Source organism: Grimontia sp. AD028 (assembly GCF_000973155.1).
GTDB classification, from domain to species: domain Bacteria; phylum Pseudomonadota; class Gammaproteobacteria; order Enterobacterales; family Vibrionaceae; genus Enterovibrio; species Enterovibrio indicus.
In genome coordinates this window covers 1-23,054 of sequence record NZ_LASY01000005.1, presented here as the reverse complement: position 1 = coordinate 23,054, position 23,054 = coordinate 1, and the positions used below count along the sequence as shown (strand labels likewise).

The 23,054-nt window shown below is 51.3% G+C and carries 26 protein-coding genes; 12 read left to right on the top strand and 14 right to left on the bottom strand.

Going from position 1 to position 23,054, the window contains the following annotated elements; translation table 11 throughout:
* Together RN22_RS01295 and RN22_RS01290 are read left to right on the top strand one after the other, a co-directional pair.
* The coding region (locus tag RN22_RS01295) for an ATP-binding protein (protein WP_046302778.1) at nucleotides 1-633 on the top strand (633 nt) is incomplete at its 5' end.
* Nucleotides 634-752: 119 nt separating this feature from the next.
* On the top strand, nucleotides 753-1,667 hold the full coding sequence (locus tag RN22_RS01290; protein WP_082111331.1) for an acyltransferase: 915 nt from the start codon (nucleotides 753-755) through the stop codon (nucleotides 1,665-1,667).
* A 72-nt stretch (nucleotides 1,668-1,739) separates the two neighbouring features.
* Here the strand turns inward: RN22_RS01290 and RN22_RS01285 are convergent, their stop codons facing one another.
* The 6 genes from RN22_RS01285 to RN22_RS01260 form a co-directional block, all read right to left on the bottom strand.
* Nucleotides 1,740-2,342: a thiol:disulfide interchange protein DsbA/DsbL gene (locus RN22_RS01285; RefSeq protein WP_046302776.1), complete on the bottom strand. Its 603-nt coding sequence runs from the start codon at nucleotides 2,340-2,342 to the stop codon at nucleotides 1,740-1,742.
* A gap of 35 nt (nucleotides 2,343-2,377) precedes the next feature.
* Nucleotides 2,378-3,364, bottom strand: coding sequence for a serine/threonine protein kinase (locus tag RN22_RS01280; protein WP_046302775.1), 987 nt, complete (start codon nucleotides 3,362-3,364; stop codon nucleotides 2,378-2,380).
* A 104-nt stretch (nucleotides 3,365-3,468) separates the two neighbouring features.
* Nucleotides 3,469-4,896: a cytochrome c oxidase accessory protein CcoG gene (gene ccoG / locus RN22_RS01275; RefSeq protein ID WP_046302774.1), complete on the bottom strand. Its 1,428-nt coding sequence runs from the start codon at nucleotides 4,894-4,896 to the stop codon at nucleotides 3,469-3,471.
* A gap of 280 nt (nucleotides 4,897-5,176) precedes the next feature.
* The gene (locus RN22_RS01270) at nucleotides 5,177-5,443 is read right to left on the bottom strand and encodes a YihD family protein (protein ID WP_002540838.1); all 267 of its coding nucleotides are present in this window, start codon (nucleotides 5,441-5,443) and stop codon (nucleotides 5,177-5,179) included.
* Nucleotides 5,444-5,546: 103 nt separating this feature from the next.
* On the bottom strand, nucleotides 5,547-5,726 hold the full coding sequence (locus tag RN22_RS01265; protein ID WP_002540839.1) for a hypothetical protein: 180 nt from the start codon (nucleotides 5,724-5,726) through the stop codon (nucleotides 5,547-5,549).
* A gap of 226 nt (nucleotides 5,727-5,952) precedes the next feature.
* Complete coding sequence (locus tag RN22_RS01260; protein ID WP_046302773.1) at nucleotides 5,953-6,978, bottom strand: GGDEF domain-containing protein; 1,026 nt, start codon at nucleotides 6,976-6,978, stop codon at nucleotides 5,953-5,955.
* Nucleotides 6,979-7,139: 161 nt separating this feature from the next.
* On the opposite strand from RN22_RS01260, the gene RN22_RS01255 reads away from it, so the two are divergent.
* Together RN22_RS01255 and RN22_RS01250 are read left to right on the top strand one after the other, a co-directional pair.
* On the top strand, nucleotides 7,140-7,928 hold the full coding sequence (locus RN22_RS01255; RefSeq protein WP_046302772.1) for a sporulation protein: 789 nt from the start codon (nucleotides 7,140-7,142) through the stop codon (nucleotides 7,926-7,928).
* An 83-nt stretch (nucleotides 7,929-8,011) separates the two neighbouring features.
* The gene (locus RN22_RS01250; protein ID WP_046302771.1) at nucleotides 8,012-8,668 is read left to right on the top strand and encodes a hemolysin III family protein; all 657 of its coding nucleotides are present in this window, start codon (nucleotides 8,012-8,014) and stop codon (nucleotides 8,666-8,668) included.
* Between the two features lie 14 nt (nucleotides 8,669-8,682).
* On the opposite strand, the gene RN22_RS01245 is transcribed toward RN22_RS01250, so the two are convergent.
* From RN22_RS01245 to def, 5 genes are all read right to left on the bottom strand, one after another.
* Complete coding sequence (locus tag RN22_RS01245) at nucleotides 8,683-10,128, bottom strand: TrkH family potassium uptake protein (protein ID WP_046302770.1); 1,446 nt, start codon at nucleotides 10,126-10,128, stop codon at nucleotides 8,683-8,685.
* A 21-nt stretch (nucleotides 10,129-10,149) separates the two neighbouring features.
* The gene (gene trkA / locus RN22_RS01240) at nucleotides 10,150-11,526 is read right to left on the bottom strand and encodes a Trk system potassium transporter TrkA (RefSeq protein WP_002540846.1); all 1,377 of its coding nucleotides are present in this window, start codon (nucleotides 11,524-11,526) and stop codon (nucleotides 10,150-10,152) included.
* 72 nt (nucleotides 11,527-11,598) lie between these two features.
* Nucleotides 11,599-12,876 (bottom strand): 16S rRNA (cytosine(967)-C(5))-methyltransferase RsmB, encoded by a 1,278-nt coding sequence (gene rsmB / locus RN22_RS01235; protein ID WP_046302769.1) that lies wholly within the window; start codon nucleotides 12,874-12,876, stop codon nucleotides 11,599-11,601.
* Between the two features lie 69 nt (nucleotides 12,877-12,945).
* Nucleotides 12,946-13,890: a methionyl-tRNA formyltransferase gene (gene fmt, locus RN22_RS01230; RefSeq protein ID WP_046302768.1), complete on the bottom strand. Its 945-nt coding sequence runs from the start codon at nucleotides 13,888-13,890 to the stop codon at nucleotides 12,946-12,948.
* 7 nt (nucleotides 13,891-13,897) lie between these two features.
* The gene (gene def, locus RN22_RS01225; RefSeq protein WP_046302767.1) at nucleotides 13,898-14,410 is read right to left on the bottom strand and encodes a peptide deformylase; all 513 of its coding nucleotides are present in this window, start codon (nucleotides 14,408-14,410) and stop codon (nucleotides 13,898-13,900) included.
* Between the two features lie 120 nt (nucleotides 14,411-14,530).
* Here def and RN22_RS01220 point away from each other — a divergent pair, with 120 nt between their 5' ends.
* From RN22_RS01220 to RN22_RS01205, 4 genes are read left to right on the top strand one after another with little or no spacing between them, the layout of a single operon-like run.
* Nucleotides 14,531-15,565, top strand: coding sequence for a LysM peptidoglycan-binding domain-containing protein (locus RN22_RS01220; protein ID WP_046302766.1), 1,035 nt, complete (start codon nucleotides 14,531-14,533; stop codon nucleotides 15,563-15,565).
* A 1-nt stretch (nucleotide 15,566) separates the two neighbouring features.
* On the top strand, nucleotides 15,567-16,664 hold the full coding sequence (gene dprA / locus RN22_RS01215) for a DNA-processing protein DprA (protein WP_046302765.1): 1,098 nt from the start codon (nucleotides 15,567-15,569) through the stop codon (nucleotides 16,662-16,664).
* Nucleotides 16,665-16,666: 2 nt separating this feature from the next.
* Nucleotides 16,667-17,143: a DUF494 family protein gene (locus tag RN22_RS01210; RefSeq protein ID WP_046302764.1), complete on the top strand. Its 477-nt coding sequence runs from the start codon at nucleotides 16,667-16,669 to the stop codon at nucleotides 17,141-17,143.
* A 17-nt stretch (nucleotides 17,144-17,160) separates the two neighbouring features.
* Nucleotides 17,161-17,727, top strand: coding sequence for a type I DNA topoisomerase (locus tag RN22_RS01205; RefSeq protein ID WP_046302763.1), 567 nt, complete (start codon nucleotides 17,161-17,163; stop codon nucleotides 17,725-17,727).
* A 76-nt stretch (nucleotides 17,728-17,803) separates the two neighbouring features.
* Here RN22_RS01205 and RN22_RS01200 read toward each other — a convergent pair whose 3' ends face one another.
* Together RN22_RS01200 and purE are read right to left on the bottom strand one after the other, a co-directional pair.
* On the bottom strand, nucleotides 17,804-18,940 hold the full coding sequence (locus RN22_RS01200) for a 5-(carboxyamino)imidazole ribonucleotide synthase (protein WP_046302762.1): 1,137 nt from the start codon (nucleotides 18,938-18,940) through the stop codon (nucleotides 17,804-17,806).
* Nucleotides 18,941-18,942: 2 nt separating this feature from the next.
* Nucleotides 18,943-19,428, bottom strand: coding sequence for a 5-(carboxyamino)imidazole ribonucleotide mutase (gene purE / locus RN22_RS01195; protein ID WP_046302761.1), 486 nt, complete (start codon nucleotides 19,426-19,428; stop codon nucleotides 18,943-18,945).
* Nucleotides 19,429-19,660: 232 nt separating this feature from the next.
* Here purE and RN22_RS01190 point away from each other — a divergent pair, with 232 nt between their 5' ends.
* Genes RN22_RS01190 through RN22_RS01175 form a run of 4 tightly spaced genes read left to right on the top strand, consistent with a single transcriptional unit; the run spans nucleotide 19,661 to nucleotide 22,275 of the window.
* A complete protein-coding gene (locus RN22_RS01190; RefSeq protein WP_046302760.1) occupies nucleotides 19,661-20,218 on the top strand; it encodes a Sua5/YciO/YrdC/YwlC family protein in 558 nt (185 codons plus the stop codon).
* Between the two features lie 21 nt (nucleotides 20,219-20,239).
* Nucleotides 20,240-21,163, top strand: coding sequence for an oxygen-dependent coproporphyrinogen oxidase (hemF, locus tag RN22_RS01185; RefSeq protein WP_046302759.1), 924 nt, complete (start codon nucleotides 20,240-20,242; stop codon nucleotides 21,161-21,163).
* An 18-nt stretch (nucleotides 21,164-21,181) separates the two neighbouring features.
* Nucleotides 21,182-22,000, top strand: a complete 819-nt coding sequence (gene aroE / locus RN22_RS01180; protein ID WP_046302758.1) for a shikimate dehydrogenase — start codon at nucleotides 21,182-21,184, stop codon at nucleotides 21,998-22,000.
* An 11-nt stretch (nucleotides 22,001-22,011) separates the two neighbouring features.
* Nucleotides 22,012-22,275 carry a DUF1488 domain-containing protein gene (locus tag RN22_RS01175; RefSeq protein WP_046302757.1) on the top strand — a complete coding sequence of 88 codons (264 nt, stop codon included), beginning with the start codon at nucleotides 22,012-22,014 and terminating at the stop codon, nucleotides 22,273-22,275.
* Here the strand turns inward: RN22_RS01175 and RN22_RS01170 are convergent.
* The gene (locus RN22_RS01170) at nucleotides 22,272-22,817 is read right to left on the bottom strand and encodes a gamma carbonic anhydrase family protein (protein ID WP_046302756.1); all 546 of its coding nucleotides are present in this window, start codon (nucleotides 22,815-22,817) and stop codon (nucleotides 22,272-22,274) included. The genes RN22_RS01175 and RN22_RS01170 overlap by 4 nt on opposite strands.
* Nucleotides 22,818-23,054: the final 237 nt, after the last annotated feature.

Here is a 23,054-nt window from a genome sequence, read left to right as displayed (position 1 = left end):
AAAATCGATATTAGGAAAATGCCGGAATTTGAACGAAAAGTATTGGACTCACTGCGAGAACCTTTGGAGTCCGGTGAAGTGGTGATTTCCCGCGCCAACGGTAAAACCTGCTTTCCTGCGCGCTTCCAGCTTATTGGTGCACTTAACCCCAGTCCGACCGGACACTATGAAGGTCAGTTGGCGCGCTCCAATCCACAGGCGACACTTCGCTACCTCAACCGTTTATCAGGTCCGTTTCTTGACCGCTTTGATCTTTCGATTGAAATCCCCGCACTGCCGCGAGGTACGTTAACGGAAGGTGGTGATCGTGGCGAACCGACGGAAGTGATTAAAGCGAGGGTAGAAAGAGCAAGAGCGGTGATGCTCGCACGGTCGGGCAAAGTAAACAGCCTGCTTTCCAGCAGGGAGATTGAAACCTACTGTCCGCTCGATAAAGCGGACGCGGATTTTCTGGAAACGGCGCTGCATCGATTAGGGCTGTCTATCCGCGCCTATCACCGGATTATTAAAGTGGCACGTACCATTGCGGATTTGTCCGGAGAGGCGAATATCCAGCGTGGTCATCTGGCCGAAGCCTTGGGTTACCGTTCGATGGACAGGCTTCTTAAACAGCTGACGGCACTGGCAAGTTAGTGTGTCCAAGGTAAGCGCAGACTGATGTGACCACTTTTAACTGAATGGTGTTTTTTATTTCTGCGTCGTATTATGACCTTTGGATGACAACTCAGTGAATACACCGCGAGATTGAGACATTGTTACTTTATCTGAACTCATTTCTGGTCTGCTTGAATACTGCGTTTTGGTCAGTGCTGATCTGCTGTTTTGCCCTGATCAAAATGTTGTTACCCATTCCGGCTTTGCAAAGGGGGGTTACACGCCTTTGCAATGGCATGATGTGGGCATGGGCAACCGTAAATCATAAGCTTCTGAACCTGACCTCCAACGTGGAATGGGATATTCAGGGCGGAGAGATCCTGAGAAAAGATGGTTGGTATCTGCTTATCTGCAATCATCTTAGCTGGACTGACATCGTGGTGATTTTTTCGGTATTCCGAAACCGTATTCCGATGGCGAAGTTCTTCTTAAAGCAGCAGCTTTTGTACGTTCCGTTTCTTGGCATGGCTTGCTGGGCGGTGGATATGCCATTCATGAAGCGCTATTCACGTCAGTACCTGTTAAAACATCCGGAAAAGCGCGGCAGCGATCTGGAAACCACCCGTAAATCCTGTGAGCGCTTTCGCCACACCCCAACCACAGTGGTCAACTTTGTTGAAGGTACCCGCTTCACCGATGAAAAGAAGCGCCAGACACGATCGCCGTACAGCAACCTACTGCCTCCTAAAACCGGTGGCATTGCTTACACTTTGGGCGCAATGGGCGATCAGTTTGATGCCATTATCAATGTCACAGTGGCGTATCCGGATAACCGCCATTTGCCCTTTAGAGATCTGCTCAGCGGGAAGATGAAAAAGATTGTGGTGCGCATCGACACACTGCCCGTGGATGAAAACGTCAAAGGCGATTACTTCAACGACAAAGTGTTCAAGCGCCGCTTCCATCAGTGGCTCAATGATGTTTGGGGAGAGAAAGATGTCAGGCTGGATGGAATCTATGGGGATGAGCAGCCTGAAGTGGAAATCCCAGAGCGACGGAAAACCGCGGTTTAGAATGCTAAAGCTGAAAAAGTCATAGATAACAAAAAGGGCCTGATGGCCCTTTTTTCATGTTGCTAGGTTCTCTTACTGGGTCAGCAGGAAGTTAACCAGCGCGAAGTAATCTTCTTTAGTCTTCACGGTTTTTGGTGTCACGTGGTATTTGCCGTTCACAATCAGTGCTGGCACGCCACGAAGGCCCGAATCCTGGAAGGCTTTATCAAAGCGGTTTGCCATACCATTTGCGGCAAAGCTGTTGAAAGTGCCGTCAAACTTATCAGCGTCTACACCTTCATCGATAAACATCTGGCGCAGCTCTTCTTCATTGCGTGGTGGCTTTTGCATCAGATGGATACGGTTAAAAATCACCGGCACCATCTTGTCTTCTACATCCAGCATCACAGCCGTCGCATAGGCTTTGCTCAGTGCTTTACCCATGTTGCCGCCCATAAAGGACACATGGTTTTTAGTGAAGCTGGCATTATCTGGGATATTCTTCTTCAGCTCCTGCATCAGCGGTTCGCTTTTAAAGCAGTGTGGGCAATAGAACGAGAAAAACTCAACCACACTCGGTGTGTCGCTCTTTGGCAGGTCGAGTACCTGATAGTCTTCCCCTGCGTTGAAGCGCGCTGCCTGCGCCGAAAAGGCCAACATTGCCGCTGCAGCTACAGCCAACATTTTTTTCAACATAACGTCTTTTCTCCCTGAGTGTTATTCATGGCTGCTTACCATTGAGGAGCCAGTGTGAGCGGTGGTTCTTCAAGGGCGGCCAATTGTTCTTTAAAGGCGAGTACCTGATTTTCCCAGTATTTTGCCTCAGCAAACCATGGGAATGCACGCGGAAATGCCGGATCTTCCCAACGTTTTGCCAGCCATGCCATGTAATGCACCATTCTCAGACCGCGTAATGGTTCAATAAGTTGCAACTCATTGGTGGGAAAATCGTGAAATTCTGAATATGCCTCGGAAATCGTATCAAGTTGTGCGAGCTGATCGTGTCGGTCACCGTTGAGCAGCATCCAGATATCCTGAATCGCGGGGCCGTTCCTAGCATCATCCAAGTCCACAAACATGGGGCCATCGCGCCAGAGAATATTGCTAGGGTGACAGTCACCGTGCAAACGCAGGGTGCTCACATCCGGATTCCAGCGATCCTTCAGTACGCTGATCAGGCGGTCCAGATCTGCAAAGAAGGCATTTTCGAGATGCATTGGGATGAAGCTTGAATTTTCCAGCGCTTTTCGCGGCGCGAAGAGGTATTCATCCAGACCAATGGTCGGGCGGTGCACAAAGGGTTTACTGGCGCCGACTTTGTGAATACGACCTAAAAAGCGGCCCACCATTTCAAGCTGGTCCCAATTGTCCACTTCGAACGTTCGGCCGCCGACACTTGGGAAAACCGCAAACTGGTAGCCTTCGAAGTTAAACAAGGTTTCCCCGTCAATTTTCATTGGTGCAGCGACGGGAATTTCAGCCTGCTCGAGATCATCGGCAAAAGCGTGCTCTTCGAGGATTTGCTCTCTGCTCCAGCGCTGTGGACGGTAAAACTTGGTCACCAATCGACGGCGTTCTTCATCCTGAAACTGATAGACCCGGTTTTCGTAGCTGTTCAATGCCAGAAGGCCTGATTCAGGGCGAATGCCAACCGACTCCAATGCATTGAGCAAGGTGTCTGGCGTGAGATGTTCATAGCTAAATTGGGCGTCGCTCATAGGGTTGGCTAGGTTAAGGTGTGTGGGTTGTGATGGTAGCAGAGTTTGCCGCCGAAGATAAAAAACGGACGCTCAGGTGGCGTCCGTTTTTTCGGGAAAGTGCGCTACATCTTACTGATAAAGCGGCTTTCTGTTTTGATGATTTTCTTATCGTCCCCCGATTGGCGCTCCAGCACGAAGGTGATATTGGCCACTGGTGCGCTCAGCTCATAAGGGTCAACCCCCAGGCTGATTGGCAGGGTAAAGATCTCTCCGGCGGTCAGGGTCACTTCCTGCTTGCCGTACCATTCCACACCATCCAGCCCTTTCACGGTGAGTGAGTAGGTTTCCGGTGATTGGGTCTTGTTGAGAATTTTCAGGGTGTAAGTGTTCTCTATCAGGCCATCACTGTTGGTTTTGAACAGCTGTGTGCGGTCACGGATAACATCCAATCCCATTGGTTGCACCGCAGAGAAAAGCATCACAAACAGCCCCAACATGGCTACCATCACAACCCCATAGCCAATCAGCTTAGGTCTGACGATATCGACTTTATGACCTTCGAGTTTGTGCTCGGTGGTGTAGCTGATGAGGCCTTTGGCGTAGTTCATTTTGCTCATGGTCTCGTCACAGGCATCAATACAGGCACCACAGTTGATACACTCATATTGCAGACCATCGCGGATATCGATACCTGTCGGACACACCTGAACACACAGGTTACAGTCGATGCAGTCGCCCAACCCTTTCTCTTTTGGATCGACTTTGCGCGAACGTGGACCGCGCTTTTCACCGCGTTGGGTGTCGTAGCCCACGATAAAGGTGTCTTTATCGAACATAGCGGACTGGAAGCGTGCATAAGGACACATGTGAATACACATGATAGAGCGCATCCAGCCAGCGTTTCCGTAAGTACAGACACTGAAAAACAGTACCCAGAAAGCGACCCAGAAACTGCTGTTGAAGGTAAAGAAATCAATGAAGAGCTCTTTGACCGGCACAAAGTAGCCAACGAATGTGAGACCGGTGAGGAGTGCGACGGCAAACCAGCAGATATGTTTAGCCGTTTTTCGAAGGAATAACTCTTTCGTGATTGGCAGCGAGTCCTGCTTCTTTCGTTTGTTGGCCGTACCTTCGAGCTTTTCTTCGAACCAGATGTAGATAAACGTCCAGACTGTTTGCGGGCAGAGATACCCACACCAGACCCGCCCTAAAAAGGTGGTGATAAAGAAAAGACCAAAAGCGGCGATCATAAACAGGGTGGCAAGCAGGGTCAGATCCTGAGGCCAAAGGGTGGTGCCGAAGAAGTTGAATTGCTGTTTGCCGATATCAATCAGGATCGCCTGGCGGTCGCCATATGGGATCCATGGCGTCAGCACGAACAACAGCATAAAGAACCAGCCCATTTTCTGGCGAAGCTTCTGGAATACCCCAGTCATTGCCCGAACGTAGATGCGGTTACCTGGGTTGAAACGATCGCCACTCGTTTTATGGGTTTTAGGGTTGTACTCTTTTGGGGTAACGTCTTTGACGTCAATTTTATCCTTGCTCATGACACCTGCATTCCTTGGGTCAATCGGGATTTCCCGAACATTGCTGACACTGATACGTTGTCAGTGTCTTTCATCGATTAACACTCAACACTTTGATAGCTATCTATCACTAACATAAATGATAGACGTCAGATTATATCTGAGGAGGAAAGAGGAATTCTGTGCGTGTGGTGGGAAATTAACCGGACAATCACACTGTTGATGTGTAACAGCCTTTTGTTTTGAATATAAAAAAGCGAAGCCTGTAGCTTCGCTTTTATGTCCGGTTTATTGCGCACTCTTAGCTGATAATGCCACGCGCACGCAAAATAGCGGTTTTGAAGTCGTTTTCACAGTCTTTTGCCAAGCCTGGGATCATTTCATCTTTTTGGCTGTTACGCATTTTCAGATGATAAATCAGCACGTCATCGGTTAGATCTTCCAGCTTCCCTTCGTACCCGGCTTCTTCTGCCAATTTACTGATCATTTGAAGCAGGTTCAGCTCAGGCTCTTTCTGCCACTCAGGATGAAGCAGTTCGATAAGTTCATTAACGCGATGACATTTCATTTTTGAAGACTCCAACTGGCCGAATTTTGGCCTTACTTTTTATGTGACTTATCTGCTTACAGTATCAGATTCAGACGGGCAGACCAATCACAGCAAGGGTCAATTAAGCCGCTTCACCTTCTGGCATTTCAACCACGACAGGTGTTGGACGCACCAGAGTCAGGTCTGGAGTGCCATTCAGATTCGTGTTGGTTTTGCTTTTGAATGCTGGCGCAAAAAAATGTGCACGCATGCGTGATGGAGTGCGGGTAACACGTACAGGTCGAACAGTAACAGGGCGCATTTAAGGTTCTCATTGGTTGCGCATCCATGACGGGGTTCTCTTACAGAGTGACGTCAGGAATTCCAATGGCTGCTAGCCTTACTGCGTGTTCACTCTGGGGTTCGCGAAGTGCGAAATCGAGCGGATAATAACAGGAAAAAATTGCCGAAAAAAGCAGCAGTGATAAAAATAATTCGCGCAGAAAAAAAGGCGGAGTAAACCCGCCTTTACAGTGAGTGTCTCGCCCTTATGTCACGGGCATGACACGGTTTCTACCCAAATTTTTGGCCTCATATAATTGGGCGTCGGCACGGCTGATGAGGTTACGGATACTTTCGCCCTTTTCATATTCCGCTACACCTATCGAGACAGAGATGTTATCGAGCTTCTTGCCGGTTTTCTTGTCCTTGATCGCTAGCTTGTCGATGGTAGCGCGTATCGTCTCAGCCACCCTGCACCCGCCACTGAGTGCACGGTTAGGCACCAGCAGGGCAAACTCTTCCCCGCCATAACGGTAAGCATTGATTCCGTCACGACAGTAGTCGGACAACCGCTTGGCAGTCAGCTTCAATACCTGATCGCCCATCAAGTGACCGTAGGTGTCGTTGAAGCTTTTGAAGTGGTCCAAATCGCACAGCAACAAACAGAAGCCTTTTGGTGGCGGTGAGGCAGCCAGCGAGTCTAATTCGGTATCAAAGGCGCGTCGGTTATACAAACTGGTGAGTGCATCGTGCAGTGCATCTTCGTTGGCCTGCTGGAGCGTTTCTTTGAGTCTTGAAATCTCTTTTTGCGCCTCAGCCAGCTGGTTTTTGAAGAAATTCGTGGATTGACGCAACTCGTTGGAGCCTTTCACCGCTTTCCTGACCACGGCGACGGTTTCTTCCATCGACAGGGTTTCCTCTCCTACGCGGGCGAGTTGCGAGAAGGTTTTGTCCAAGGTGTTTTGGAAGGTCGCTGTGTCTTTCAAGGTGTCTTCCATGGTGTTGCCCATCTCCAATGCCAAGGCTTGAAGCCCGCGTTGGAATTCATCAACATCTTTGACCTTTTCATCCGCGACATGGTTACTGTAGAGCTCTTCGCAGAGCGTTGGACTCAGTGTTCCTGTCTCTTTGATCGACTCGTCGATTCTCTTGGCGAGCTCCGCATCAGCATTTGCCACATAGGTATACCAAAGGGCGTAATTCGGTGGCGTCGCGGGAACCTGGTACTTCATTAGAAGGGGGACAACTTTCTTCAAATATCCAGAACTTAGCGCAAAAATCTCTTTTGACATGGCTGGCTTATTCTCCGTATTTCACGAGGCAAGAACGCCATCGATTACCAGTCTATTAATCTTAGACTGAATTTGACGCGTTGCTGTGACACCATGGTATTTGTTTTCTGTCTAAAATCCGTAGGCTGCCTATAAGCGCAAAAAAATGAGGACTGAAAAACATGGGATGGTTGAAAAAAACGTTGGCGAAAGTGGGGTTTGGCAGCGCAGAAGTCAGCGTTGAACTGGACTCCACAACCTTGATGCAGGGTGAGCAAACCAAGGTGTTGGTGACCGTCACTGGCGGCGATGTTGCCCAACAGGTGGACGCGGTTGAACTGTCAGTTTGCTGCGACTACATGGGATGGGAACAGCTCAGAACCCAAGGCGAACAAGGCAGAAAGAAACAACGTCGTCGTAAAACCCACGTTTTGGAAAAGTGGTCTCTCCCGGATGCGTTTACTACCGAGCCGGGTAAATCTCAGCGCTTTGAATCAACCATGTGCCTTCCACTGAATGCGCCTTTGTCGATGGGTGACGGCAAAGTTTGGCTTGAAGTGAACCTCGATATTCCGATGGGCAAAGATACGTCATCGAAAACTGAATTGACCGTGAAGCCGGATACTCAGCTAGATGCTGCGTTCTCGGCGTTTGAGAACGCGGGTTTCCGTATTGAAAAAGTGAAAAACGAGGAAGTCGAGCGACAGCCTATGCCATTTGAGCAGCAGTTCGAGTGGGCGACTGTATCGGAACCTTACCAATCTGTGTTCAGGGAGATGGCGCTTGTGGCGACAAAATCTGAAGACGCCCTTCACCTTGTGATGACCTTTGGACGACAGGGTGAAGGTATTGGGGCGGCAGTAGGGCGATTTGTCGGTGCCAACAAGCTTTCCCGTGAGCTAACCGTCATAGGAAGCTCCGAGGAAGTCACTGCTGAGGTTAAAACGTTGCTAGAGCAAATCTCGCAATAATTTAAGCTTACACGTGTACGCTTAAATGTGTCATACTCGCCGCTGGACCTCTCAAATGCGTTAGTAATTAAGGAGACTGTCGCATGACAACAGCGGCTTCTGCGTCTCAATATTCGGTGAAAGAAGAAATCGCCAGTAGCGTCAGCCATGGCCTAGGTGTGATTTTTGGCATCGTGGCTTTAGTCATGCTGTTGATGAAAGCTGTCGGTGAGCATGCCGACGCGCTCAGTATTGCCAGCTACAGTGTGTATGGCGGTAGTATCATCCTGCTTTATCTGGCATCCACGCTCTACCATGCGATTCCCTTTGCCGGTGCGAAGCGCGCACTCAAAACGTTCGACCACTGCGCCATCTATCTGCTCATCGCGGGCACCTACACGCCTTTTATGCTGATAAGTCTCAGAACGCCGCTGGCAAACTGGGTAATGGCATTGATTTGGGGGATTGCACTGGTCGGGGTGATCCTGAAAATTGCCTTTGTTTATCGATTTAAATCGTTGTCACTGGCGACCTATCTGGCAATGGGATGGTTGTCTCTGGTAGTGGTTTATCAGCTGGCGCAGGTGATGCCGACAGCCGGCATGGTATTGTTGGGCTTGGGCGGCTTGGTGTATTCGCTGGGCGTGATTTTCTACGTGAAGCAAAGCATTCCTTACAACCACGCTATCTGGCACCTGTTTGTGCTGGGCGGCACGGTGCTGCACTTCCTCGCTATTTACTGGTACGTGCAGCCCGTATGAGTGAACTGGCGTGCTTAGTCGCGCCAGAAAACCGGAAACAGTAAAACCAGTACAGTCAGAATTTCCAACCGTCCCATCAACATGCCGATGCTGAGCACCCATTTGGCAGTATCAGATAATCCGGCAAAATTTCCTGTTGGACCAATCATAGTGCCCATGCCTGGCCCCACGTTAGCTACCGCAGTCATTGCCCCTGTCAGGCTGGTGATACCATCAAGCCCGGTGGCGGCCAGTACCATCGCAACCACCAGTATGGTCATAATGTAGGTAATGGCGAATGCCACTACAGAGCGCACGATGTCTTCGTTGACCGGGCGGCCGTTGTAGCGCTGGATGAAAACGCCTGAAGGATGCACCAGTTGCTGGATTTGTTTTTTCAGCAAGGCGAGTGCAATTTGGAAACGGAATATTTTTGCGCCGCCTGAGGTTGAGCCTGAGCAGCCACCAGCGATCAGCATAAAAGCAAAAATCACCGACGCGAAAGGTCCCCACGCGGTAAAGTCATCCAGTCCAAAGCCGGTGGTTGTTACCACGGAGACAATGTTAAACAGCGAAACTCTCACTGCGTCCATCACTCCATAGTCTTTGGTCAATACCAGCCAGATTGCCACCATCAACGCCGTTGCCAGTACCAGATAGGTAAAGCCTCGCACCTGTGCATCGTTCACCAGCATGCTGGGCTCCCGTCGGCGCAGTGCGTTAATCATCAGAAGAAATGGCAGGCCACCGGCGAACATAAAACAGGTGGCGACCCAATGTGCGGCATGGCTGAAATGGTTCATTGAGCTATCTGAGGTGGAATAGCCACCCGTCGATAAAGTTGTCATGGCGTGGTTCACCGCTTCAAATGCCGTCATGCCCGTCAGCCAGTAGGCGACAAAACAAAGCGCCGACAGCGAGACATACACCTTCATGATACTGATGGCGACGTTTTTGGTACGTGGACTGGATTTAGCGGACCAGTCGGAAGACTCGGTCTGAAACAGGCGCATACCTCCGACATTCAGAAACGGCAGGATGGCCACGCCCATCACGATGAATCCGACGCCGCCGAGCCATTGCAAGATGGAACGCCACAGCAGGATCGATGGCGCCATATCATCAAGACCGCTCAGCACCGTAGAGCCCGTGGTAGTGATACCTGACATGGTCTCGAAGTAAGCGTCAGTAAAGCTGATGTGGTTGATGAAGACAAAGGGCAAGGCGGCGAAAGCACTGGCAATCAGCCACACCATGGTGGTGATAACAAACATGTCGCGCGCGTTGAGACGGAAATCCTCGGTTTTACCAAGCGTCAGACAGGCAAATGCAGCGACATGGGTGATGATGACCGAAAGGCCGAAGTCGAGAAAACCGGCGGTACCGGTGAAAAAGGCAGTTAGGGTGGGTACATACATAAATAGGGCGATCTTGGATAAGACCAGCCCTATGACGAACAGTACCGGTTTGAAGTTAACCATACACTGTGATGCGTTTTATCTTTAGAGGAAGAATGGACTTGGCTGGAACAGCCTTTCCACATCCGGAATATACTTCTTATCCACCAAGAACATCACCACGTGATCGTCCTGCTGAATAACGGTTTTATCGTGGGCGATCAGGACTTCCTCTTCCCTTACGATCGCACCAATGGTGGTACCCGGTGGCAGTTTGATGTCGCCAATAGCACGTCCCACAACTTTAGAGGTGTTGGAATCTCCGTGAGCGATGGCTTCAATCGCTTCTGCTGCACCGCGGCGTAGCGATGACACGTTCACGATGTCGGCTTTACGCACGTGGGTCAGCAGCGCTGAAATGGTGGCTTGCTGCGGTGATATCGCCACATCAATCGCACCGCCCTGTACCAAGTCCACATAAGCACCGCGTTGAATCAATACCATCACCTTTTTGGCGCCCAGGCGCTTGGCCAGCATGGCTGACATGATGTTGGATTCATCTTCGTTGGTGACCGCAATGAACACGTCAATCTGGTCGATATGCTCTTCGCTTAAGAGCTCCTGATCCGCAGCATCACCACAGAATACGATGGTGTTCTCGAGAATTTCCGAAAGCTGCTCTGCGCGTCGTGGGTTGCGTTCAATCAGCTTCACGCTGTAAGAGCGTTCAAGGCTTCGTGCGAGACCGGCACCAATGTTACCACCACCGACAATCATGATTCGCTTGTAAGGCTTTTCAAGGCGCTGAAGCTCACTCATCACCGAGCGGATGTGGTTACTTGCTGCCACGAAGAAGACTTCATCGTCTGCTTCGATAATGGTCGTGCCTTGCGGACGGATAGGGCGGTCACGACGGAAAATAGCCGCCACGCGGGTATCAACATGCGGCATGTGCTCGCGAAGGGCTGATAGCGCATTACCTACAAGCGGGCCACCGTAGTAGGCTTTTACGGCAACCAGGCCGACTCTGTTATCGGCAAAGTTCACCACTTGCAGCGCACCAGGGTATTCAATCAGACGCTGGATGTACTGAGTCACCAACTCTTCTGGGGCAATCAGATATTCAACCGGGCAAGCATCGGTCTGGAACAGTTGGTCTTTGGTGGCAAGGTATTCCGGGCTTCGGATACGGGCAACACGGTTCGGCGTGTTATACAGAGTGAAGGCAACCTGACAGGCAATCATGTTGGTTTCGTCGGAGTTGGTGACCGCAACCAGCATGTCAGCATCCTGCGCGCCCGCTTCCAGTAAGGTGGAAGGGTGGCTGGCGTAGCCTTGGATGACGCGGAGATCGTATTTGTCTTGCAGTTCCCTGAGTCGCTCGGGGTCTTTATCGACGATGGTGATGTCGTTGTTTTCGCCCACCAGATTTTCAGCCAGTGTGCCACCGACCTGTCCAGCCCCCAAGATGATGATTTTCATAACGTCTGCGTGAACCTCGGTTCAATTTTTTATTGTTATCGCGGGCAGAGGTTGCTGCCCGCGCTGACTCTATTATGCTTTTTTGAGGACGGCGTAATAGAATCCATCCATGTTTTCCTGACCAGGCAGGATTTGTCGGCCCGGTTGTTCAGGTGTGCCCGTTTCCAATGTCGCATCTGACGCGCGGGCGAGGAAAGCTTTCACCTGTTCTGCATTTTCTTGCGGGGTGACCGAGCACGTCGCATAGACCAGCGTACCACCAGTTTTCAGCTGCGCCCACATTGCATCAAGAATTTCAGACTGCAGCGACACTAACTGATCGATGTCGTCGGCGCGGCGAAGCCACTTGATATCCGGATGGCGGCGGATTACACCGGTAGCTGAACAAGGTGCATCGAGCAGAATACGATCAAACTGCTCACCCTGCCACCACTCACCCGGAGTACGGGCATCGCCACAAATCACCTGTGCGTCAAGCTTCAGGCGTTTGAGGTTTTCTTCCACTCGGGTAAGACGGGTGGCGTCCACATCCATTGCCACAACCTTTGCCGTTGGCTCGTGCTCAAGGATGTGGCAGGTTTTTCCGCCCGGCGCAGCGCAGCAATCAAGGATGAGCTCGCCAGCCTGAGGTTTAAGGTAGTCGACCGACAGCTGCGCAGCAGCGTCCTGCACCGAGACCCAGCCCTCTGAAAAGCCAGGGAGGGCAGTGACATCACAAGGTGTTGCCAGTTTCAGTGCATCTTCCGCTTCAGGATGGATTGCGGTCTCAATGCCTGCTTCATCCAAAAGCGCTTTGTAAGCATCGCGGGTGTGATGGGTGCGGTTAACACGCAGCCACATTGGCGCCTTTTCATGGTTGGCTTCAACCACCTGCTCCCAATCACTTGGATAGGCTTTTTGTAGCAGTTTAAGCAACCAGCCAGGGTGACCGTACTTTCCGGCGTCGTGCGCGACAGCGGCTGCATCTAAAGCTTCCTGATTGCGTTGGTAATTACGTAGCACGGCATTGATAAGGCCGCGGAGTTGAGGTTTTTTCAGCACCTTGGTGGCATTCACGGTTTCTGCGACCGCCGCGTGGGCTGGAATGCGCATGTAGTTGAGCTGGTACAGGCCGACCAAAATCAAATGATGGAAAACGCGTTGCTTGCCTTTGAGTGGCTTGTCCATCAGTGATTGGGTGATGGATTCGAGACGCGGCAGCCAGCGCAGCACGCCGTAGCAGATCTCCTGCAGCAGGGCGCCATCGCGCGGGGCGACTTTTTGTTGGGCAGGCGGCAGGGCGGCTGACAGGGATTGTCCTTGGTCGACAACCTGATAAATAACCTGTGCAGCGACAGCTCTAACGTTCATGAATATACCTCAGTGTTTGCTCACGTGAATGCGAGCCACTAAAAAAGGCCAGCAAGCTGGCCTTCTCAATTACAGTTGGGTGCCAGGTTCAAACCAGTCGCGGCGGGAGTTCAGAATGTCTGCCGCGCTCATGGCTTTTTTGCCCGGTGGCTGGATGGATGTCAGGCGCAACACACCTTCTCCGGTTGCCACTCGGATACCTTTCTTGTCGGCGGACAAAATGGTGCCCGGCGCTTTGCCGCTGTCTTCTGCTTCGACTTCGGCATCCCAGACTTTGATGTTGTTGTCCGCCACAGAGAAGTGACTCATCGGCCATGGGTTAAAGGCGCGGATGCAACGTTCAATCGCGTCGGCGCTCATGGTCCAGTCGATTTGTGCTTCTTCTTTGCTGAGTTTTTTCGCGTAGTTGGCAAGCTCATCGTCCTGCTTTTCAGCAACGGCTTTGCCAGAAGCGATATCGCCCAGACACTCTACCAAGGCTTCAGGGCCCATTTCCGCCAATCTTTCATAAAGCGTGGCACTGGTTTCTTTGGCGTCGATGTTCAGGGTTGCGATTTTCAGCATATCGCCGGTATCCAGACCCTCATCCATCTGCATGATGGTGACGCCTGTCTCTGCATCGCCCGCCCAGATTGAGCGTTGGATAGGTGCAGCGCCACGCCAGCGTGGCAGGATAGAGCCGTGAACATTGATACAGCCGAGGCGAGGTGTGTCCAGCACCACTTTAGGTAGCAGCAGGCCATAAGCCACTACGACCATGATGTCAGCACCAATGGCAGCTAGCTCTTGCTGCGCGTCTTCCGCTTTCAGGCTTGCTGGCTGATAAACAGGAATGTTGTGTTCCTGCGCCAGCAGCTTGACTGGGCTGGCAGTCAATTTCTTACCACGGCCCGCCGGACGGTCAGGCTGGGTATAAACCGCTACTACCTCATGGTGCGAAGACAACAACGCCGCCAGATGACGGGCGGCGAAATCCGGCGTACCGGCAAATACGATTTTCAATGAGTCGCTCAAGGAAACCTCAGCTGGCTTTTTGGTTGGCGCGTTTGATTTTTTCCAGCTTCTGTTTGATGCGCTGTTGCTTCAGGGGCGACAGGTAATCAACAAACAGTTTGCCTTCAAGGTGGTCCAGTTCGTGCTGAACACAGATAGCCAGAAGGTCATCCGCTTCGAATTGGTATTCGTTGCCGTCGCGATCCAGTGCTTTAACCGTCACTTCTGATGCTCGTGAAACCAGTGCGCGTGCACCAGGAACAGACAGACAACCTTCTTCAATGCCATCTTCACCGCGCTTCTCAAGAATTTCCGGGTTGATCAGCACCATCGGCTCATCGCGGGTTTCTGAAATATCAATCACAACGATGCGCTGGTGGATGTCCACCTGGGTCGCAGCAAGGCCAATGCCTTCTTCGTCGTACATGGTTTCCAGCATGTCATCAACAATGGTCTGGATCTCTGGTGTGACGCTTTCTACCGGTTTCGCCACCGTGCGTAGGCGATCGTCCGGGAAGGTCAAAACCTGTAATACACTCATAAACGTCTCTTAAATATGTTGAACTGCGCCGTATCCGGCTTCGGTAATTGGGCTAATTCTAGACATTTTGCTATTCAAATGACAGCATCCAAATCGAAAGTACGCTTTTGGAGACAAGGGATGTTTAAAAAGCTTATCATTTTTTGTCTGGCGCTGGGGCTGCCAGGCGTGATAGCTGCGTCAGAAGTGCGTTTGAGCGCTGATGCGCCTGAAAACTATACCGTGAAAAAAGGCGATACCCTTTGGGATATTGCGGGCCTGTATCTTGAAAAACCTTGGCACTGGCCGACGCTTTGGCAACACAATCCGGCAATCAAAAATCCTCATCTTATTTATCCGGGCGACAAACTTCGCCTGAGCTGGCTTGATGGCAAACCTGTGCTTTCTTATATGGCAGGGGCTAACCGTACCGATTCAACCCCTATCAACAGTACTTCGCCATCGGTTCTACGCCAGTTCTTGACCTATGACACCCTCATTCATGAACGTGAGTATTTGCTCGCTCCGCGAGTATTGGGCGCGCAGGAAGGATGGAGTTATATCTCTAAACGCACGCCGTTTTTTGTTGATAAGTCTTTAGACACAGAAGAGTGGTTTATTTACCGCACTGTGACGGATTTCCAGCGGGAAAAGGGTGATGCGATCGTTCGCATGATAAGCCTTAAGAAAGTCGGTGAAGCCAAGCTGGTGCGCTCACTCGATGATATTGCTGAGATGACGCTGACCCGCCAAAATCAGGAAATCAAACCTAACGATATTCTATTGCCTGCGCTTGGTGCGAAAACCGGAGAGATTTTCCACCCTAAACCCGCGCCTGAGGGTGTTGAGGGCAGAATGGTCGGACACCTTTACGGCAGCAACTATGTTGGACACCGTCAAATCGTAGTGGTCGATCTGGGCGAACAGGACGGCCTGAATGAAGGGCATACCCTTTCGGTGGTGGTGCCGGGTGTGGCAATGAAAGGCACTAAGGGTGACATGCGCTACGACAGCGATATCGACAATGGTGGCGGCGATGTGGTGAAAGTCTTGCCATCAACATCGGCAGGCACTTTATTGGTTATCCGCAGCTATCCTTTCTTTAGTCTTGCTATGGTGGTGGAAGCCGATAAGCCACTGAAAGCGGATATGCCGGTTATCGCAGCGGAAGGATAAGATGTCTCGCGAGCTTGAGTGGTGGCTTAGGCTCGCCGCTGTTCCCCGCCTCGGCAGTCAGGCGGTCAGTAAGATCATCAGCCGGTACCCACCGCACAAACTGGACGAGCTGGAGGACATCGAGCTAGCAGCACTTGGCTTAAAGCCCGCTCAAACTCAGGCGCTGCGACAACCTGACTTTTCCATTATCGACAAATGCCTGACCTGGGCATCAGCACCGGGCAGGCATATCATCTCGCTGACCGATTCCCGTTATCCTTATCTGTTAAAACAAATCAGTGGTGCTCCCCCTCTTTTATTTGTCGACGGCGATCCCCATATACTGTCACTGCCGCAACTCGCGATGGTTGGCAGTCGTCATGCATCCAACGATGGCTTGTCACTGGCCCACGCGTTTGCCAAAGAGCTTGCCGCTCACGATGTCGTCGTGACCAGCGGTTTGGCATTGGGTATTGATGGCCGTGCTCATCGCGGCGCACTCGATGGCAAAGGGAAAACCATTGCCGTGTTGGGCTCGGGGCTTGAGAAAATTTATCCTGCCAGACACCGTCAACTGTCTGACGATATCAGGGATAATGGCGCACTGGTGTCAGAGCTTTGGCCCTGGTCGCCGCCAAAACCTGCATTTTTCCCGAGACGAAATCGCATTATCAGCGGTCTATCTACAGGAGTGCTGGTGGTGGAAGCGGCAATGAAGAGTGGTTCGTTGATCACCGCCAGGCTGGCGCTTGAACAAGGGCGGGATGTCTTTGCTTTACCGGGCTCAATCCATAACCCGCATGCGAAAGGCAGTAACGGCTTGATAAAGCAGGGCGCTTTTTTGGTGGAATCGGTAGACGAGATTTTAGAGCAGGTTGGCGCATTGGCCGGCTGTGCAATTAACCACCAGTTGGAGGTCGCTCAGGCCCAAGTTTTGCAAGAAGAATTGCCATTTCCTGAACTGTTGGCTAACGTAGGAAATGAAGCAAGGTGTGTCGATGTGCTTGCAGAAATCTGCGATGAACCCGTTCACGAAATCATGATGCAGTTGTTAGAGCTTGAGCTACAGGGGCTGGTAACAGCGGTACCCGGTGGTTATGTCAGAACGAGGAGGGGATAGCCATGATGGACATCTTAATGTACCTGTTTGAAACCTATATCCACAGCGATGTTGAGTTGATGGTGGATCAGGACGAACTGGCTGATGAACTCTCCAGAGCTGGATTTCATCAAGATGATATTTACAAAGCGCTGAACTGGCTTGAAAAGCTGGCGCTACTTCAAGACGCCGACAAAACCCCATACCTTACTGGCGGCGCGCTCACTTCTGTTCGTATCTATACCCCGAAAGAGATGGATCGACTGGATACCGAGAGCCGAGGTTTTCTGACTTTCCTTGAGCAAATCAGCGTACTGAGCCCTGAAACCCGTGAAATGGTGATTGACCGTGTTATGGAACTCGATACGCAGGAATTTGTGCTGGAAGATCTGAAATGGGTGATCCTGATGGTGCTGTTTAACGTGCCCGGCAACGAGCGCGCGTACGATCAAATGGAAGAGTTACTCTACAGCACAGCGGAAGATGAATACCTTCACTGATTTGAGGCTGGTCTGTTTTGGCTGGAAAAATTGACGATTCCCTGTTCAGCGCCCATGAACATGCGCTGGAAAACGAAGAGCGCTGCCCTAAATGTGGCAGCGCTCTTGTTATCAAACACAGTAAACGCGGCCCTTTCAAAGCGTGTACTGGCTATCCGGCTTGTGATTTCATCGAGTCACTGAACCACAATGACGGGCACATAGTGAAAGAGCTTGGCATGCCTTGCCCGGAATGTGGCAACGAGTTGGTGCTCCGCCAAGGACGCTTCGGCATGTTTATCGGCTGCTCGGCGTATCCGGAATGCCAACATATCGAAAAGCGCGATCAGGAACCTGAAGCGGAGACCATGGACATCAGCTGTCCTGAGTGCCGCAAAGGAAAGTTGCACGAGAAGAAATCGCGTTTTGGTAAAGCCTTCTATGCGTGTGACGCTTACCCGAAATGCAAATTCGCCGTGAACCTTAAGCCTATCAAGGGCAACTGTGAGGTTTGCGGATATCCGCTGCTGCTTGAGAAAAAGCTGGCGGCGGGCATCGTGAAAGTCTGTGCGGATAAAAAGTGTCAGCACAAACAGGGGCAATGACCCGAAGTAGATTTATCTGGTATGAGAAAAAGAAAAGCCGCTAGCAGCGGCTTTTCTCGTTTTGGGCTTGGCTCATTCAGCTTAATGTTTCTGCGGCACTTTGAAGGGCGGGAAACTCAGCGTCGTCCAAGTGTTTGGCGACTTTCTGAAGCGCTTCACCTAACGCCTTTGCATTGTCTGCGCACAGGTTGATGTGGCCAATCTTGCGGCCCGGTCGCGGCGCTTTGTCGTACCAATGCACATGCGCCAGTCCCATGACACCTGTCGGGACAGTCACTTCACCGACGATGTTGATCATCGCAGTCGGACGGATGCGTTTGGCACTGCCAAGCGGTAAGCCACAGACAGCGCGAAGATGGTTCTCAAACTGGCAGACCTCAGCACCTTGCTGTGTCCAGTGACCGGAGTTATGCACGCGCGGCGCTATCTCGTTTACTTTCAGGTTGCCGCCGACATCAAAAAATTCAATCGCCAGTACGCCGACATAATCCAGTGTGTCTGCCACCGCTTTAAACATGGCTTCAGCCTGCGCCTGTACTGCATCATTGTCACCGGCTGCCACCGACACGCTCAAGATACCGTTGGTGTGGATATTCTCGGTCAGTGGGTAAATTTCCAAATCGCCTTTGGCATTGCGCGCACCGATTAATGACACTTCGCGGTCAAATGGCACAAATTCTTCGGCAATCACACACTGACGCGCACCTTGTGGAGAGGTTTTGAGGAACTGGTCGATATCCTGCCACACTGATTCAATATCTGAATCTGGCTTCAGGCGCCATTGGCCTTTGCCGTCATAGCCATCAAGGGCGCTTTTCAGGATGAGTGGAAGGCCAATGTTGGCGATTGCCTTGTCATAATCAGCGCGGGATTCAATCACCTGATAACGGGCATTGGCTACACCTGCTTTATCCAGCAATGCTTTTTCCAGACGGCGGTCGCCACCGGTCAGTATTGCTGTTTCACCAGGGTAAAATTTACCGCTGGCCTGACAGACTTCCAGTACGTCCGGCGCGATGTGTTCAAACTCGGCAGTAATCACGTCGGCATCGGCAATCCCGTTTTCCAGACCTTGCCCAAGTACTTCCAGCGTGACCGGATGTACAAGGTTGCCGCTTCGCACATCGTACGCGCTAATCTTAAGGTTTAGGGGGGCACCTGCCAGCGCCATCATACGTGCCAGCTGTCCGGCACCGAGAACCAGCACATTCATGATTAATCTACCGATGGGTCAGGGTTAGCGAGAACGGTGTCTGTTTGGTTCTGACGGAAAGCGTCGACTTTCGCCATCAGCTCTGCATCATTAGTGGCCAGAATTTGTGCCGCAAGCAGACCGGCATTCGCGGCACCCGCATCACCAATCGCCAGCGTACCGACTGCCACACCTTTTGGCATTTGAACGATAGAAAGTAGCGAATCCATCCCTTTCAGTGCTTTTGACTGAACCGGTACACCCAGTACAGGAAGGCTGGTAAATGCAGCGGTCATCCCAGGTAGGTGAGCAGCACCACCTGCGCCGGCAATAATCACTTTCAGGCCACGTGAAGCAGCTTCGCTGGCATAATCTGCGAGCAGGCCAGGAGTGCGGTGGGCGGAAACCACTTTGGTTTCGTAGGCGACGCCGAAGTGATCCAGCATATCTGCTGCGTTTTTCATGGTTGGCCAGTCTGACTTAGAACCCATGATGATGCCGACTTTCATAGTAACTCCTGTAAATGCTCGTTAACCGCTGAAACATGGAAAGTGGGCGCATTATATCGGCAAAAAGCAGCAAGGAAAACGTTTGCGTCAGTCTGTTTGCTGCTGTTTGGATGCCTGATATAAACGGGATTGATAGAAAGTCTGTTTCGATTTGTGACAAAAGTGTTGAGAACGTCGGGTAAAGTTAGTCATAGTAAGCCGAATTTTTTCGGGTAGAGGCAGGAGAAGAGCATTGGCGAATGTTGAGCAATGCGTGGCAGCGTTGGCGCGCGGGGAAGTTATCGCATATCCCACAGAAGGGGTATTTGGTGTGGGTTGTGACCCGGACAGCTCAGCCGCTGTTCAGGCGCTTTTAGATGTGAAAGAGCGTGATAAGGCCAAAGGCCTCATTCTGATCGCAGCAGAGCTTTCCCAGTTAGACGGATACATTGACTTCGATAGCCTGAGCGAAGAGGTGAAAGCCGAGGTTTTAGCAACCTGGCCGGGTCCCGTTACCTGGGTCATGCCGGCTGGCAAGAAGATCACCGACTGGGTGACTGGGCAGTTTGATACTGTCGCTGTGCGCGTTTCCGATCATCCGGATGTTCGCGAACTGTGTCTTTCTTATGGCAAACCCATCACATCAACCAGTGCAAACCTCAGCGGTGAAGAGCCGTGTCGCAGTGTATCAGAAGTGGTAGAGCAATTGGGTAGCCGTGTGCCGAATGTTTTAGAAGGAAAAATTGGCGGACGTGACAAGCCCACCGAGATCCGAGATGCGCGTTCTGGTAAGGTGCTTCGTCAGGGCTAAATAAAAGTACAAGGAAATCACGTGGAGAATCAGAACCTTCCTCAGCAGGTTGATAAAGAGGCGGTTAAGCGCTTTTTGCTGTCGTTGCAGGACACGATATGTGCGGCGCTGGAAAAAGAAGACGGCGGTGCGACATTTGAGGAAGATGGCTGGGAAAGACCCGCGGGCGGCGGTGGTAAAAGCCGGGTGCTTCGCGATGGCAATGTATTTGAGCAGGCTGGCGTGAACTTCTCTCACGTGTTTGGGGACAAAATGCCAGGCTCGGCGACGGCGCACCGTCCTGAACTGGCAGGCAGAGGCTTTGAAGCCATGGGTGTGTCTTTGGTGGTGCACCCGAAAAACCCGAATGTCCCGACTTCCCACGCTAATGTCCGCTTCTTCATTGCTGAAAAAGAAGGGGAAGCCCCGGTTTGGTGGTTTGGTGGTGGCTTCGATCTCACGCCTTTCTATCCTTTAGAAGAAGATTGTGTCCACTGGCACCAAACCGCGAAGTCTATTTGTGCGCCCTTCGGCGCAGATGTTTATGCTGAGCACAAAGCTTGGTGTGATCGTTATTTCTTCCTACCTCACCGTAACGAAACCCGTGGTATCGGTGGTCTTTTCTTTGATGATTTGAACCAGTGGGGATTTGACGCGTCTTTCGATTACATTAAAGCAGTGGGTGAAGGTTACCTCGACGCTTACCTCCCGATCGTGCAGAAGCGCAAAGATGCCGCCTACGGTGAACGTGAGCGTGAATTCCAACTTTATCGCCGTGGGCGCTATGTTGAGTTTAATCTTGTCTACGATCGTGGCACTCTGTTTGGTCTACAAAGCGGCGGACGGACAGAATCAATCCTAATGTCTATGCCACCACTGGTGCGCTGGGAGTATGGATTCGAGCCTGAGCCGGGATCTGCTGAAGAGAAGCTCTACACAGAGTTTTTGAAACCAAGGGAATGGTAATTCAAGGAAAACAAAGTCGTGGATAAATATGTCGTTGTCGGCAACCCGATCTCACACAGTAAGTCCCCTTTTATACACACCTTGTTTGCGCGCCAGACTGCGCAGGCAATGAATTATGAAACGCTCGAAGCACCAATCGGTGGTTTTGAGGAAGCGGTAACTGCCTTTTTTAACAGTGGCGGCAAAGGATGTAACGTCACTGTGCCTTTTAAAGAAGAGGCGTTTAAGTTGGCCACTATGCTGACCGAGCGAGCCAAGTTAGCTGGCGCGGTCAACACACTGAAAAAGCTCGACGATGGCGGCATTCTCGGCGATAACACAGACGGGGAAGGCCTGGTGCAGGATCTGCTGAGTCACCATGTCCAACTCGAAGGCGCTAAGATCTTACTGCTTGGTGCAGGTGGCGCAGCGAGGGGAGTGATCCTTCCCTTACTGGCTCACGAGCCCGCTCAACTGGTGATTGCCAACCGGACTGCCAGTAAAGCCGAGATGCTGGCATCACTATTTGCGGATAACGGCAGTGTGTCGGCAACCAGCTTTGAATCGCTTGAAGGAGAGTTTGATGTGGTGGTGAATTCCACATCTGCCAGCCTTTCAGGAGAACACCCACAAATCTCACCGACTGTTTTTGGCAGTCAAACTGTGGTTTATGACATGGTATATGGCTCAGGCGTGACCAGCAGTAATCAATGGGCTCTGGATAACGGTGCCGCCCGTGTGGTTGACGGATTGGGTATGCTGGTGGGACAAGCGGCAGAGAGTTTTACGATTTGGCGTGGTATCAGGCCGGGCACCGGGCAGGTACTGAGAGAGCTTCGCCGTAATCTTGCTGAATAGATGAAGTGCAGATGAACCAGAACATCCTTTTCCCTGACCTACAACAGGTCGATACTGAAAAATGTGCTGTCCGCTTTGATGCGCAGCAAGCAGGCTCCTTGATTGCCTGCTTTATCTCGATTGTTGATCTGGAAAAGAGAGAGCGAGTAGCTTTGAATACAGAAGAAGCGATTCTGGCAGCGTTTGCCGGGAACCGCTTCGATCTGGAAGAGTTAGCAGAAGAAGCCATTGAAGAGGAAGGCTTCAATGCGTCTGGTGAGATCTGGGTGCGTTAACCTTCGAGCTCTGCGATGTACTCATTTTTCGTGACAACATAGTTATCAGACGATTTCTGCAAAAAGGCGCGTTCCGCTTCTTTCAAAGGGCGCGCTTGTTTTACCGGACTGCCCACATAGAGAAAACCAGACTCTAAGCGTTTACCAGGTGGGACCAAACTGCCCGCACCCACCATGACTTCATCTTCTATTACAGCACCATCAAGAACAATCGCGCCCATACCGACCAGCACTTTATTACCGATGGTGCAGCCATGCAGCATGACTTTGTGCCCGACGGTCACGTCATCACCAATGATTAGCGGATAGCCTTCTGGATTTTCTTTGTTTTTATGGGTGACATGAAGTACTGAGCCATCCTGAATGTTAGACCGCTGGCCGATACGGATGTGGTTAACGTCACCGCGTGCAGCAACCAAAGGCCAAATGCTTGCGTCATCACCAAGAGTAATATCGCCAACTAATACAGAAGAAGGGTCGAGGTAAACGCGTTCACCGACTGTTGGAAGGATACCTTTATAGCTGCGAAGTACAGAAGACATAGAGAATTCCAAATAAGGATGATTGAAAACAGACTATCTTGATGCAGGAAAGAGTGCAATTCTTGTTCGTTTTAATGCACTTTAATGCCGCTTTGGGCGAAAAGTAATCGAACGCATCGTTTTTCATAAAAAACCTCAAAAAAGCCCTTGCCAGAATTTCAGACCTCCCTATAATGCCGCCTCACCGACACGGAGAGCGGCTTCCACAGCGGAAACACCCACTCAAATCGGTACGGC